General features: G+C 57.4%; 15 protein-coding genes. 1 reads left to right on the top strand and 14 read right to left on the bottom strand.

What is annotated here, in order from left to right; translation table 11 throughout:
• The first annotated feature begins 102 nt into the window (after nucleotides 1–102).
• Nucleotides 103–408, top strand: a complete 306-nt coding sequence (locus EP166_RS02600; protein WP_127555244.1) for a PilZ domain-containing protein — start codon at nucleotides 103–105, stop codon at nucleotides 406–408.
• A gap of 25 nt (nucleotides 409–433) precedes the next feature.
• Here the strand turns inward: EP166_RS02600 and EP166_RS02595 are convergent, their stop codons facing one another.
• From EP166_RS02595 to flhF, 14 genes are all read right to left on the bottom strand, one after another.
• Nucleotides 434–1,228 carry an MlaA family lipoprotein gene (locus tag EP166_RS02595; RefSeq protein WP_127555243.1) on the bottom strand — a complete coding sequence of 265 codons (795 nt, stop codon included), beginning with the start codon at nucleotides 1,226–1,228 and terminating at the stop codon, nucleotides 434–436.
• A 9-nt stretch (nucleotides 1,229–1,237) separates the two neighbouring features.
• A complete protein-coding gene (locus tag EP166_RS02590; RefSeq protein ID WP_127555242.1) occupies nucleotides 1,238–1,660 on the bottom strand; it encodes a hypothetical protein in 423 nt (140 codons plus the stop codon).
• A 92-nt stretch (nucleotides 1,661–1,752) separates the two neighbouring features.
• Complete coding sequence (locus EP166_RS02585) at nucleotides 1,753–2,232, bottom strand: chemotaxis protein CheW (RefSeq protein WP_127555241.1); 480 nt, start codon at nucleotides 2,230–2,232, stop codon at nucleotides 1,753–1,755.
• Between the two features lie 104 nt (nucleotides 2,233–2,336).
• The gene (locus EP166_RS02580) at nucleotides 2,337–3,224 is read right to left on the bottom strand and encodes a chemotaxis protein CheW (protein WP_220432473.1); all 888 of its coding nucleotides are present in this window, start codon (nucleotides 3,222–3,224) and stop codon (nucleotides 2,337–2,339) included.
• A gap of 81 nt (nucleotides 3,225–3,305) precedes the next feature.
• Nucleotides 3,306–4,076 carry a ParA family protein gene (locus EP166_RS02575; RefSeq protein ID WP_127555240.1) on the bottom strand — a complete coding sequence of 257 codons (771 nt, stop codon included), beginning with the start codon at nucleotides 4,074–4,076 and terminating at the stop codon, nucleotides 3,306–3,308.
• A 35-nt stretch (nucleotides 4,077–4,111) separates the two neighbouring features.
• Nucleotides 4,112–4,930, bottom strand: coding sequence for an OmpA family protein (locus EP166_RS02570; RefSeq protein WP_127555239.1), 819 nt, complete (start codon nucleotides 4,928–4,930; stop codon nucleotides 4,112–4,114).
• Nucleotides 4,927–5,661 (bottom strand): flagellar motor protein, encoded by a 735-nt coding sequence (locus EP166_RS02565; RefSeq protein ID WP_127555238.1) that lies wholly within the window; start codon nucleotides 5,659–5,661, stop codon nucleotides 4,927–4,929. Before EP166_RS02565 ends, EP166_RS02570 begins: the two co-directional genes overlap by 4 nt.
• A gap of 118 nt (nucleotides 5,662–5,779) precedes the next feature.
• Nucleotides 5,780–6,838, bottom strand: a complete 1,059-nt coding sequence (locus EP166_RS02560) for a protein-glutamate methylesterase/protein-glutamine glutaminase (RefSeq protein ID WP_127555237.1) — start codon at nucleotides 6,836–6,838, stop codon at nucleotides 5,780–5,782.
• A gap of 165 nt (nucleotides 6,839–7,003) precedes the next feature.
• Complete coding sequence (locus EP166_RS02555) at nucleotides 7,004–9,238, bottom strand: chemotaxis protein CheA (RefSeq protein WP_127555236.1); 2,235 nt, start codon at nucleotides 9,236–9,238, stop codon at nucleotides 7,004–7,006.
• Between the two features lie 11 nt (nucleotides 9,239–9,249).
• Nucleotides 9,250–10,155, bottom strand: a complete 906-nt coding sequence (locus tag EP166_RS02550) for a protein phosphatase CheZ (RefSeq protein WP_127555235.1) — start codon at nucleotides 10,153–10,155, stop codon at nucleotides 9,250–9,252.
• Nucleotides 10,156–10,190: 35 nt separating this feature from the next.
• Nucleotides 10,191–10,565, bottom strand: a complete 375-nt coding sequence (locus EP166_RS02545; protein ID WP_425470008.1) for a chemotaxis response regulator CheY — start codon at nucleotides 10,563–10,565, stop codon at nucleotides 10,191–10,193.
• A gap of 451 nt (nucleotides 10,566–11,016) precedes the next feature.
• Nucleotides 11,017–11,751 (bottom strand): RNA polymerase sigma factor FliA, encoded by a 735-nt coding sequence (locus tag EP166_RS02540; RefSeq protein WP_127555233.1) that lies wholly within the window; start codon nucleotides 11,749–11,751, stop codon nucleotides 11,017–11,019.
• Nucleotides 11,752–11,773: 22 nt separating this feature from the next.
• Nucleotides 11,774–12,598, bottom strand: a complete 825-nt coding sequence (locus EP166_RS02535) for a MinD/ParA family protein (protein ID WP_028670051.1) — start codon at nucleotides 12,596–12,598, stop codon at nucleotides 11,774–11,776.
• Nucleotides 12,599–12,708: 110 nt separating this feature from the next.
• Nucleotides 12,709–14,079: a flagellar biosynthesis GTPase FlhF gene (gene flhF, locus EP166_RS02530; protein WP_127555232.1), complete on the bottom strand. Its 1,371-nt coding sequence runs from the start codon at nucleotides 14,077–14,079 to the stop codon at nucleotides 12,709–12,711.
• Nucleotides 14,080–14,083 lie beyond the last annotated feature (4 nt).

Here is a 14,083-nt window from a genome sequence, read left to right as displayed (position 1 = left end):
ACTTAACGGGGTGGGTCAGCGAACGCAACCACTGAATGGCGTGGTGATCCCGAACAGCTTGTCCAAACCGACGCACGACCAGACCGGGACAGAGAGGTGACTATGAGCACAGCGGACAAAGATTACGGCGAAAAGCGCGATTTCATACGCATGACCCTTAACGCGGAAGCCCTGATACACCTGGCCGATCAAACCCCGCCCCTGACCGCCCAGTGCACCGACCTGAGCGCAACCGGCATCAGCCTGGTGGCCGCACAGCCGCTGGCAAAAGGAACCGAGGTGGGAGTAACGATCGAATCACCCAACGAACAGTTTCGCTCTTTGGATGCCAGGGCCCGGGTGCTGCGATGCGATGCGAGGGATGATCAGAGCTATCAGTTGGGCATGGAAATACTCAGCCTGCGATAACCGCCTGTCGTCGGTTCGGGGTAGCTTAGAACGACTCGTCAATAAAGGCGTCGTCCGGGTCTTCTGCTCCCCCGAAACCACCCTCGTCAACAAAGTCTTCATCTGAAGTTGATGAGCCAACCGGCTCATCCAGAAAGCTGTCGGACACGTTTTTGCCATCAGACACATCGTAATTGCGTTTCGACAAGTAAGCCTCGCGCAGCACCAGATACCCGTCTCCGCTCATCAGCCGATCAGACCCCAGCAGGTCAGCACGGGTTTGTAGACCGTCCAGTGTTGCCAGTCCGCTGCGCTCAACCAGGTTGAAATCGGAGTACTGCAACGGGCTCAGCCAGATATCGCCCAGAAAGCCGGAACTGTCGCGCACGCTGGAAGGTCCAAGCAGGGGCAAAACCAGATAAGGCCCTGGCCCCAGGCCCCAGACCCCCAGTGTTTGCCCAAAGTCTTCGACTTTACGTTCGATCCCGATGTGACGCGCGACGTCGAATACCCCCAGCAAGCCCACCGTAGAGTTGATCACAAAACGTCCGGTTGAGGAGCCGGTTGCACGCCATTTACCCTGCAACAGATTATTGGTCGCGTTACGTACTTCACCAATGTTCTGAAAGAAGTTGCGCACACCCCGCTCCATCGGGTCGGGTGTCACGGTCTGGTAGGTCACCGACAACGGTCTCAATACGGCCTGGTCAAGGCCGTCGTTGACCCGGTATATGACCCGGTTGGTCGACTCGAAGGGGTCATGACTCTGAGCCGCAGCCAGCGGTGTCAATGCTACAAGAGAGAGGCTGGCAGCGATTCGAATAGCCTGGATCAGAGTCAAGGGGTGTCCTTATGCGGTATGTCGGGTGTCGCTCATCCATTGCGCCAGGGCTTGCTCTGCCCGGCTTTGTGAGCGTGCCGGGGCTGGCTTCTCAATTGGCGCCATCTTCGGTTGTGCCTTGGGGCGTTTTGCTTCGGAAACGGGTTCCGGAGTTTTAGCCGATTGCATCAGCAATTGCTCAAACGGACTTGGCTGGGTACGCAACTGCTTTTCCAGATGTTTTACCCGGTGACCCACACCAATGGCGCCCTGCCCCATCATTTTGACTTCCTGGCGCAATGCCTGATGCGTTTGCTCCAGTCGGGCTTCCAGCTGACGCAATCTCCGCCCGTGGCGCCAATGTACCAGAGCCAGTAGGATGATCAAACCGCCAATAACCAGCGTTGGCCCTAGTGAAAACCCCTGTGCGACCCAAAGTTCTGCGAATGCCATGCTATGTTACCCTCTGTCCAGTCAGACTCTTGACGTTTCAGAGGGTTATGCACAAGTTGCGCCATCACGCCTGGTCGGTCAGCCTGCGACGCTCAGAGATCGGCTATTTCCGCCCACTCGCGCTCGGTCAGCAGTTTTTCAATTTCAATAAGAATCAGCAGTTCATCGTTCTTATGGCAGACGCCCTGTATGTAACGGGCACTCTCGTTACTGCCAACGTTGGGGGCGGTTTCGATTTCTGACTGCCGCAGGTAAACCACTTCGGCCACCGCATCGACCATAATCCCGACGACCTGATCCTCAGATTCCAGAATCACAATACGGGTGTTGTCGGTCACGTCGGCCGGTGCCAGACCAAAGCGCTCACGGGTGTCCACCACAGTGACCACGTTACCGCGCAGGTTGATAATGCCGATCACATAACTGGGCGCACCGGGTACCGGCGCTATTTCGGAGTAACGCAGTACTTCACGTACTTGCATCACATTAATGCCGTATGTCTCCTCGCCCAGACGGAAGGTCACCCATTGCAGAATCGGGTCGTTTCCGGTCTTCGCTGTTTGCGCTGTCATAGCTCACCCTCATAAATGCTGTTGCGACTGCGTTTCGTCACTATAGTGTACTCCAGTTGCCCGTCCAGCGCCTGATTCCGATTCGCCGCAAAGCCCCGGTCGGATCAGGCACTGCGAGCCTTGAATGCGGTTCTGGCGAATTCGTGTAAATCCACCAGGGCACACATCCGATCTATGATGGTGCCGGCAAGCCAGGGGCGGCTGGTGCGGGCACTGCGCCATTTGACGGCGTCGGGCTCCAGTGAAATTGAGCCTTCGATCTGATGACAGCCAAAGGCCCAGTCTGAGCCATAGACGCCAACGCCAAAGGCCAGCTCTTCGACACTCTCCGGGCGATACCGCTCCGGCATCACCAGTCGCGCGGTATCCACCACCCTCAGGTTGCGTCCGTTTTGCACGGGCAACAGCCCCAAAAACCACTCGGGCTGATCGAACAGCGGAGTCAGATCCCGGTCCAGAGGGTGAATGTTGCCCAGCAAGATCAGTGGTACGGCCAGTTTCAGACCATCGACCACAAAGACCAGGCAATCAAACCGCTGCTGTGCCCACACCGGCCGCCCATTATCGAGCCAGCGGCTGAGGTCGTTGTTGTCTTCCGACTCCGATTCCGGAGCAGTGATTGCCGCAGAGGCAGGCTCCGCAATCTCAATTGAAGGGACATCGTCCGTCAGGGGTTCGACCTGTGCTGATTCCACCGTCGGTGGCGACGCTTCCCGAGTGCCTAGCTCCGGGAGTTGAGTGTCCACCTGTTCGGTTACTGGCGCAGAGGTCACCAGCGGTGGTGCCACATCGACCTCTGGCGCTGTAACCGGTGGGTCAACGACCGGTACTGGCACTGTCGGTTTCGCCAGCGCCTCGGGTTCCGGATCAGGATCGGGCCAACGAGCGTCGTCTGCCTCCGTCGCGGTATGCAACATGGCATCCAAATAATTGGCCAGTGCCACGTCGGTAGCCGATACTTTTATGTCGGTCGTTCGCGTCGTCTTTACCATGCCAGGCCCCCGTTACCCCTGACTTTCAAGCCAGCAGACGGCACACGGCGATGGGCTGTATCAAAACAGAGACTCATCACCTTACCCCAACGCCATCAGCGACTTCAGCAAGGACTGATAGGCCCGGGCGCCCCTGGAATCCGGCGCTAACTGGTTGATACCAACCCCTTCCCGGCTGGCATCGCGCAGCCGGGTATCTACGGGAATGGCGGATTGCCAGATATGCCCCTCATGCTGCTCACGCAGCGTTCGCAACGCCTTAAGCGATGCCTGGGTCCGCCGATCGAACATCGTCGGAATCACCAGATAATCGAGCGTTCGTTTTTGCGAAGCGGTGACCATGGCAATGGTATGCACCATACGCTCCAGCCCCTTAATGGCCAGAAATTCGGTTTGCACCGGCACCAGCAAGCGTTTGCAGGCCGCCAGAGAGTTGATCAGCAAGACACCGAGAATCGGCGGTGTATCGATGATGGCATAGTCAAAATCGTCCCACAGGTGCGCCAGCGTCTTGGACACAACCAGGCCCATGCCATCTTGCTGGCTGACGTTACGCTCCAGGGTGGCCAGCGCGGTTGAGGCTGGCAACAGGAACAAACCGGGCTGCGAGGTTTCCAATAACAGCTGGCCGGGAAGGTCATCAGCCACCTTGCCCTTGTTCGCAAATAAGTTGAAGGCGCTGTTGTCCATATCGTCCGGGTTATGGCCAAAATAGCTGGTCAGAGATCCCTGGGGATCGAGGTCAAATATCAGTACCCGCTTGCCTTTTTCGGCCAGCATGGCGCCCAGAGAAACCACTGTTGTGGTTTTTCCAACACCCCCTTTTTGATTGGCTACCGACCAAACGTGCATGACAACTCCTCAACCTATTTGCTCAAACTGGCCTATCAATTAGCCGGATCATCATTCACCGGTGCAGCAGTTGGCGGCACCAGAACATTGGACGTATTCAGCCGGGTAATGACGATGCTCACCCGGCGGTTGCGCTCTGCCCGCGCTGCATTGGTTTCATCAAAGCGCGGCTGATATTGGCCAAACCCCAGTGCTGACAACCGCTCAGGGGCGACCCCGCCCTGCTCCAGGTATTCAACGACACTGACCGCCCGCAACGCCGAAAGGCCCCAGTTGCTCAGCTCGTCGTTTCCCGTGGGCGACGAGTCGGTATACCCTTCAACCGCCACCGGGTTTCGCAACGGCGCCAGAACCTTGGCCACTTCGTACAAAACCGCTTCAGCGCTGGCTGTTATATCGGCCGATCCGGGAGAAAATAAAACCGGCTCTTCCAAATTTATCGCCAGCCAGTTTTCCGTGCCACTGACGCTGATCAGCTGATCCTGAATCAGTTGCTGAAACTGCTCGTCAACTTGCTGCCGCACCTGCAGCAAGGTCGATTCCTGCTGGTAGGTTTCCGTATCAGACACGTCTTCTCGGGTCGACGGTATCGGCTCGGGCCGGAACAGGGGGTTGAACACATCGGGGCCCTGCGGGGTCGCGTTCAATTCAATCGGGTCGACGCTGCTCGGTCGCACATCGAATATCTGCAACAGGTTCTGGCTAACCGCCTGAAATTTGGACTCGTCTATTGATGAGATGGCATACAGAAACACAAAGAACGCAAACAGCAGTGTCAGGAAATCGGCGTAGGAAATCATCCAGCGGTGCGTCTGGGCGCCCTGAAACCGGGTACGACGACGGTGACGTCTCACGGCCGGTATTCCTTCAGCCGGCGCTCAAGCACCCGTGGGTTTTCACTATCGGCAATGGCCAGAATACCGTCCAGCACCATGTCTTCGAAGCCAAAACGGGCCTCGGCCATACTTCTCAAACGCGCTGCAACGGGCAGAAAGAACAGATTGGCCAGCCCCACTCCATAGATCGTGGCGACAAAAGCGGTGGCAATACCGGCGCCGAGTGCGGCTGTATCTTCAATCTGGGTCATCACCTGTATGAGCCCCAACACCGCCCCAATGATCCCCATGGTGGGTGCGTAGCCACCCAGAGAATCAAACAAATGAGCAGCCCGGAGGGTACGACTCTCGCGACTGTCCATCGACACCTCCAGGCTGTGACGGATTTTTGTCACGCTTTCGCCATCGACCAGCAACTGCAAGCCAAGGCGGACAAAGTCGTCCTGTTCACGGTTTGAATCCGCTTCCAGTGACAAAAGTCCCTGGCGCCGGGCAATCTGGCACCAGCGAACAAGCTTTGCCTCTGTGGCTTCTGTTTGCCATTGAGCGTGACTGAAAATACCGGGAAAGAGGCGCCAGGCCAGGCGCCAGGTGGCAAAATCGGACTGAATCATGCCCGCCGCCAGCGTCCCGCCCAAAACGATTAGGGCTGCCGGGATATTGGTCAGCGAACCTGCTTGTCCGCCTTCCAGCAAATGACCGCCAAACACGGCGATCCAGGCCAGAATAAGGCCAGCCAGCGCTATCATCTCTACCCCTTTTGTCTGATTGGCGGACGGTATTTGCCCTTTTACATCGATTGCGGAACATAAAGCAATGCCCGCGCCAAGTATCAAATCTGCTCGGCGGAAGAGGAAATTGAACCGGTCAGGTCAGAACCTCGACCAGGCGCCGCGCAACGTCGGACAGTGGAATGATTTCATCGGCCAGGTTCGCCTTGACGACAGCAGAAGGCATGCCGTCAATTACGCAGGTACTGGACTCCTGAGCCCAGACCACCCCGTTGGCCTGCTTGATCAGACGCGCCCCTTCACGACCGTCAGCCCCCATACCGGTCAGTACGACCGCCAGCACATTAGCACCGTAAGACTTAACGGCGCTGCCGAAGGTCACGTCGACCGAGGGCTTGTAATTGAGGCGCTCATCGCCTTCAAATATTTTGATCCGTCCCTTGCCGTTCAGCATCATCTGCATACCACCCGGCCCTAGCAGGGCTTCTCCGGGGCGCAGTGAATCGCCATCTTTGGCCTCGCGGATGCTGAGCGGACACTGGCGGTTCAGCCGCTCCGCAAAAGCACCGGTAAAGGTTCCGGGCATGTGCTGAATCATGAGAATGGGCGCGGGAAAATTCGCGGGTATGTGCGTCAGAATCTTTTGCAGTGCCACCGGGCCACCGGTCGAGGTTCCCAGCATTACCAGATCAAAACGCTGGGTGTACCGCTTGCGGGCACTCGGCCTGACCGGAGGCGCAGGCGTGGGAGCAGGCGCCGGCCTGGACAGTGTTGACGCTGGCACCCGGTGGCGCCGGGCTTGTCCAGCCATGGCCAGAATTTTTTCGCACAAGGCTCGTTTAAGCGCGTTGGGACCGCCCCCGACGTCTTCGTAGCTCTTGGGCAGAAAATCAACCGCGCCAGCATCAAGCGCGTCGAGGGTGACACGGGCACCGGCCTGAGTCAGTGACGAGAACATCAGAATCGGGGTCGGCTGTTTCGCCATGATTTCGCGAACCGCTGAAATACCATCCATCAGCGGCATTTCGTAATCCATGGTCACAACATCGGGCTTCAGGCGGACGGTCTTGTCGACAGCTTCACGGCCATTGGTCGCTTCACCTATGACATTCAATTCGGGGTGGGAATTGATCAATCCGCGAATGCGGGTTCGGAAAAAGCTGGAATCGTCTACGATCAGCACCGAAATGGGCATTTACTTCTCCCTGGAAGGAAGTGTGTCCTGGCGGGCGCCCTGGCATTCCGAGCGGGGTTCCGCCTCTCTTGTTGTATTGGGTTGAGGGTGCGCGGCCGGGGACGAGCCTGCCGTCAGCGCCCCCACTCTACCGCTCGACCATGCATCATGCCAGACTCCCCCAACTCAGGGCCGAGCGTAGGCCTTGAGCAAACCGGGTACATCCAGAATCAGGGCGATGCGGCCATCGCCGGTAATGGTCGCACCGGACATGCCTTCTGTACCCTGCAACATCTGCCCCAGGGGTTTGATCACGACTTCTTCCTGACCAACCAGCTGGTCCACCACAAACCCGACTTTCTGGGTGCCGACCGTCACCACAACAACATGCCCGGCCTCTTCGCCCTCGGGCATCGATTCCCGGGTGAGCCAGCGTTTAAGATAGTACAGTGGGATGGGCTTGCCACGAACCATCACCACTTCTTTACCGTCGACAACGTTGGTACGGGTCAGATCGAGATGGAAAATCTCGTTAACGTTAACCAGAGGCAGTGCAAAGGCCTGGTCGCCCAACATCACCATCAGTGTTGGCATGATCGCCAGCGTCAGCGGTACTTTGATGGAAATGACGGTACCGACGCCCATCTGCGAGTCGATGTCGATCGACCCGTTCAACTGGGTAATTTTGGTTTTCACCACGTCCATGCCGACACCCCGGCCGGAGACGTCAGAAATCTCGGTCTTGGTACTGAAGCCCGGGGCAAAAATCAGATTAAAGCATTCGGCATTACTGAGACGGTCGGCGGCTTCCTGATCCATAACGCCACGTTTAACGGCAATTCCGCGGAGTTTATCCGGGTCCATCCCGCCGCCGTCGTCGCGAATGATCAGCAGGATATGGTCGCCCTCCTGCTCGGCCGACAATACGACCTTGCCGGTGCGGGGTTTTCCGGCGGCTTCACGGACTTCCGGCGTTTCGATACCGTGATCCACCGAGTTGCGTACCAGGTGAACCAGCGGGTCAGCCAGGGCATCCACGAGATTTTTATCGAGGTCGGTTTCTTCGCCAATAAGCTCCAGCACAATGTCTTTTTTCAGGCTACGGGCCAGATCCCGTACGACGCGGGGGAAGCGCCCGAATACCTTCTTGATCGGTTGCATGCGTGTCTTCATGACCGACGCCTGTAAATCGGCCGTCACCACATTCAGGTTACCAACGGCTTTCTGCAAGGTCTCGTCATCCAGCTCGACTCCCAACCGAACCAGACGGTTACGCACCAGCACCAGTTCGCCCACCATGTTCATGATGTCGTCCAGGCGTTTGGTATCAACCCGAACGGTTGTGTCCTGGGCGTTGGCCCGTTCCGGCGCGGCCGGTGCTGGCTCTGCCTTCGCGGGACGGGGCGCCTCGGCTTTAGCCGCCGGTGCAGCTGGTGCAGGCGCCTTCTTTGCGGGCTCGGTTTTGGCGGGCTCGGGTTTCACAGGTTCAGCGCCGGCAGGCTCAGTAGCCTCTGCTTTGTCGCCCGGCGTCTTAGCACTGGCTGCGGCGTCGTCAGCGGGCTGGGCCGCCTTTGGAATCGCCTCTACCTTGAATTGGCCTTTGCCGTGAAGTTGATCCAGCAAGGCTTCAAATTCATCATCTGAGATTTCGTCGTTGTTTGCCGGAGTACCCGCTGACGTCTCCGCTTCAGGCTTTTCAGGCGGCTCAGGAGGCTGTGCGGCAGGCTCGTCTGCGGCAACTGCGGCCGTGCCATCGGCATTGAATTTGCCTTTGCCATGCAGTTGATCCAGCAGTGCCTCAAATTCGTCGTCGGAAATCTCATCGCCATTACCACCGGCCGACTCGGCCGCTGGCTCGGTCGGCGACACGGGCTGGGTCTCCGTGCTGCCTTTGCCGGCCTCCAGAGCATCGAGCAAGGCTTCGAACTCATCGTCGGTAATGTCGTCGCCCGCCGCCGGTTCTGCCGACTGGGCCGGTGCTTCGGGCGCCGGTGACTCATCATCGACTGCACCGATCTGTTCACCCGGTACCTGCGGTGCGGCATACCGATGAAGCAACTCAACCAATTCCGGATCGGCCGGCTCGGGGGCAGCGCCACTGCTGACCTGGGCAAACATGTCGTTGACGGAATCGAGCGCTTTTAACACGGCGTCCATCAGGTCGGCATCGATGGTTCTGTGCCCGTTGCGCAACGTATCAAAGACGTTTTCAGCCGCGTGACAGCAGTCGACCAGTGCATTGAGTTGCAAAAAGCCGGCGCCGCCTTTAACCGTATGAAAACCCCGAAAAATCGAATTGAGCAGATCCCGGTCGTCCGGGCTCTTTTCGAGGTCAATCAGCTGTTCAGACAACTGCTCCAGAATCTCTCCGGCTTCGACCAGAAAGTCCTGTAATATCTCTTCATCCGCTTCGAAGCCCATTGGCGTGCTCCTTAAAACCCAAGACTGGACAGCAGATCATCAACATCGTCCTGATTGGCAACGACGTCTTCTGCAGCTTTGTTGATCTGTGGGCCTTCGCCCTTGAGCCTGTCGTTCTCCTTCTCAGGTTCGCCATCCCTTACTATGCCGGTAATCTCTTCTACCTGGCTGGCCATAAACACCAGATCGACCAGGCTGGCTTCAACTTCTTTGACCAGGCCAGTCACCCGATTAATCACCTGCCCCGTCAGATCCTGAAAATCCTGAGCCATGAGGATGTCAGACAAATGCTGGTAGACACTCTGTGACTGGTCTGAGACCTGATCAAAAAAAGCGTCCACTTCCCAATACAAAGATCGAAACTCGTCGGCGCTTAAATCCCGGTCGACCAGTCTTTTCCACTCTGTTTTCAGCCGAGTCGCCTCAGACGTCAGCCCCGCGACGACCGGCATGCTCTCTTCAACCAAATCAAGGGTTGTGTTCGCGGCCTTTTCCGTCAGCTTAATCACGTACTCAAGCCGGTCGGTTGCATCGGTCATCTCCGACAAGGCCTCAACGCGTTCACTAGGGTCGGAGTCGATGTGAAAATTGGTGATGGCGCTGTGCAAAGCCCGCGTTAAGCGACCCACTTCCTGATACAAGCCGCGATCGCGGGCATCCTGCATCTCTTGTAGGGTCTCGAGCGCTGATTCGACTTCACCCGCTTCAATTCGACGATGCAACTCAGCCGCTTTCTCTTTCAATACCGCTGAAAACTCATTGTCACCGCTGCCCGCCTGACGGGCATGCTGCAAGGTCACCAGCGTTGCGGCCGCTTCATCCATATGGCCATGCTCGACCTGACTTAACAGTACGGGCGCCAGTTCTTTCAGGGCATTTTGGAAATCGAGCGCTATCGGTTTGCGTGCATCAGCCATGGTGGCCTCTTTTGACTACTGGAACGATTACCGACTTAACCGTCGACACGTTCAAAGATTTTTTCGATTTTTTCTTTCAGCGCAGCCGCCGTGAATGGCTTGACGACGTAGCCGTTAACACCGGCCTGGGCAGCCGCTACAATCTGATCCCGCTTGGCCTCTGCGGTCACCATTAATACCGGCGTTCCCTTGAGGCGTTCGTCGGCCCGAATCTTTTTCAACAGATCAATACCGGTCATACCCGGCATGTTCCAGTCGGTCACCACGAAATCAAAATCGCCGTTCTGCAACATCGGCCAGGCCGTATTGCCGTCATCCGCTTCGTGGGTATTGCTAAAGCCCAGATCTCGCAGCAGGTTCTTGACAATGCGACGCATTGTCGAGAAATCGTCCACTACCAGAATTTTCATATTCTTGTTCAAGATGACCTCCTAAAGCCTCTCCCGAATGGTACCGTCCCAGACATAATAGACTCTGACATCCGGCAATCCAGTCCTGTAACCTTAAGTACGGTGAACTACCGCCCTACCGGTCACTGACCTGCTCCCAAAACTGTCTGACAACCAGCCGCTGTCTGCCCAAGGTGACAAGGCAACGGGGCAACACCCATGACACGCTGGTCGGACACGCTCTCCAGGTTCAAAGATGATTGAACATCCGGGCCACTGACGCCGCTCCAGAAGGACCCAACTGGATAGGTTATCGACCGGTGATCACAATAGTTTAGGGGGGAAATTGCCGAACCTGCGTATGAATTCGTCGCTAGTTTACCCCATCGTGAGGGTGGGTAAAGCGCGGTGTGGCTTTCTAAGCCAAGTTGAGCCGCTGCAACAGGCGCGGCGAGTAACCCGGAAAGGCGCGTCAAATTTGGGACGTGTCGGCTTGCCAGTCCCGAAGTTTGGACCGTAACCGCAACGCCGCCTGACTGTGAATCTGACTAACGCGGCTTTCACTGACACCCAGTACCGCGCCGATCTCCTTGAGGTTCAGTTCTTCATCGTAATACAAAGAGAGCACCAGTTGTTCGCGTTCGGGCAGTTGTTTGATGGCCTCTGCCAGATGCTGGTTGAGCTGGTCGTGTTCGACATCCATTGCCGGCAGCGGCGTTTGGCTGTGATTGGCCTGATAGTCCTGCAAATCGCCGTTGCCCTGTTCAATCAGTTCTTCGAAGCTGAACAGGCGCGAGCCGTGAGTGTCTTTGAGCAAGCCGTAATAATCGTCGAGGCTCATGCCCAGCGAGGTTGCCACCTCCTGGTCCTGCGCATCCCGGCCCTCACGCATTTCAATCTCGCGAATTGCATCGGCAATTCTTCGCGAATTGCGGTGTACACTGCGGGGAATCCAGTCACCTTTGCGCACTTCATCGAGCATGGCGCCGCGAATGCGAATGCCCGCGTAGGTCTCGAAACTGGCCCCTTTGGCGTTATCGTAGTTCTGGGCCGCCTCGAACAGACCGATCATTCCGGATTGAACCAGGTCATCCAGTTGCACGCTGTCTGGTAACCGCGCCAGCAAGTGGTGCGCGATGCGTTTGACCAGAACGGCGTGATCCTCGACCAGTCGATTGTAATCAACCTTTTTTTCGGTTTGATACATAGTGTACTGCTGCACCGACATCTCAGGCGACTCCCGCTCCGTTGACGAGTCGCTCAACAAAAAACTCCAGATTCCCTCTGGGAGTGCTGGGCAATGGCCAGGTGGCCACTTTCTGGGCAATCGACCGGTAAGCTACCGACGCTTTTGAACGCGGGTAAGCTTCGATTACCGCCTTTTGCCGCTGAACCGCCTTGCGCACCGATTCATCCATCGGTACCGACCCCACATACTGCAGAGTGACATCTAAAAAGCGGTCCGTCACTTTAGACAATTTGTTAAACAGGTTTTGCCCTTCCGACGGCGTACGCACCATGTTAGCCACGACGCGGAAGCGGTCGACCTGGCAATCCCGGTTAAGCACCTTGATCAGAGCATACGCATCGGTGACCGAGGTAGGTTCATCGGTCACGACAATAATCGCCTCCTGGGCGGCCCGTACGAAGTTGGTGACCGTCTTGGAGATACCCGCCGCCGTATCGACGATCAGCACATCCATCTGATCACCAAGTTCACTGAAAGCGGCAATGATACCGGCATGCTCACGCTCACCGAGGTTGGCCATTTTCTGGGTTCCGGACGAAGCCGGGATGATCTTCACCCCACCCGGGCCAGGCACGAGTATGTCCCGCAATTCGGCGTTGCCATTGAGTACATCGCTGATGTTACGACCAGCGGAGATGCCCAGCAGAATGTCAATGTTGGCCAGACCCAGATCGGCATCCAGCAACACGACACGTTTGCCAAGCTCAGCCAGGGCGACCGCCAGGTTGACCGACATATTGCTCTTGCCAACACCACCTTTACCGCCGGTGACGGCAATCACTTGAATAGGATTCAAACCACTCATTCGATTCTGTTTCTCCAGTCTTGCCACAGTATAGGCAAATAGCGTCACTTTGTCGGTGCTTGTGTTCAGACCAGGCCGTTAGCGCCAGCGACGATGCTCAACCCCGGTGGTCAACTGGCGTATGCCAGTTTGGTTTTAGTCTCACTTAAGCCTTTGACCAGCCGCTTTACCAGCGAAACAGGATCACCCAGGGCGATATCAGCCGGGATGTTCTGTCCGTCGGTGGTGTACCACAGCGGCCAACGATGCCTGAGGATAGCGTCAAAAATTCCGCCAAAACAGGGGGCTTCGTCGAGCTTGGTGACGACAACGCCATCAATCCGCCGCCCCGGGAAGCCGTTAATGTATTGGCTAATGCCATCGGCATGCGCCGTCGCGGGCAATACCATCACGGTCTGAAGCCGCTGATCCAGACCCGTATCGATCACCTGTTTCCGCCAATGAGCCAGTGCCTCGCGACTGCCGCTGGAGTCAATCAGCACCAGATTACGATCGGACAGACCGGCCAGCACCTCAGTCAGCGACTCGTCCTCTTGCAGACCCACAAAATGAACGCCCAGTATCCGGGCGATGTTGGCCAGCGCATCCTGGGCGCCCATCTGAAAAAAGTCGGTGCTGACAATGGCAATGCCCGCGCTGCCATGGTGTTTGACATAGCGGGCCGCCAGCTTGGCCAGCGTCGTGGTTTTGCCCGCACCGGTGGGACCGCAAAGCGCAATATGGCCACCCTGTACAACCGGGTCAAATACCGGCGCGGTCATACCCGCCGCCAGGCGTCCCATTACCCGGCGCCAGTTGATATCCAGGCTGGTTTCGCTATCAAACTGACGCAGCAGCGAACGTTGCACCGGAGCACTCAGCCCCAGGGTCTGCAACCGGGCTTCGAGCCGCTCTCGCTGTGGCGACATCGCCGAGGGTGTTACCGACTGCAGATGTTCGGTTTGCTGTATCAGCAACTGGCGCAGGCTATCGATCTCTTCGCGCATGACCCGCACCCATTGTTTGTCGTCTGCACTGCGCTCACCGGCTGCCTCGCGCCGCGCCTGATGATCCGCGCCCCAGCGCTCAACAGGCACTGGCTCGGGCTGCTCGGGTCTGGTGGCCGCGGGCACTGGTCTGCTCAGTGCCGATGCAGCGGCCTCGGTACGCTCCGGGGCAACGGGGGCCGGTGCGGCTTCAGTACCGGCAAAGGCAGCCCGTGTCTGGGGTGCCAGCGCTTCCAGCAAATGCTGCATCGACGCCGGGTCCAGTTTGCTGGAACCGTTGCGCTCGCCAGATGCTTTGATGATGGCTTGAGGGTCAGCGGCAGTTGGCTGGCTGGCCTGATACTCCGCCAGTTCGGCTTCGTCGACTCCGGCTACGATCTCCAACCCGCTGGCCAGCTTCTTATTCGATAAAATGACCGCACCCGGCCCCAGGGCTGCGCCTATCTGCTTCAGACCAACCTGCATGCTGGGCACCACAAAGCGTTTAACTTTCATCGAC

It is taken from the genome of Saccharospirillum alexandrii (assembly GCF_004000275.1).
In the GTDB taxonomy this organism is placed as follows: Bacteria; Pseudomonadota; Gammaproteobacteria; order Pseudomonadales; family Natronospirillaceae; genus Saccharospirillum; species Saccharospirillum alexandrii.
Note: the sequence above shows the minus strand (reverse complement) of the source record. Positions and strands in the feature narration are given on the sequence as shown.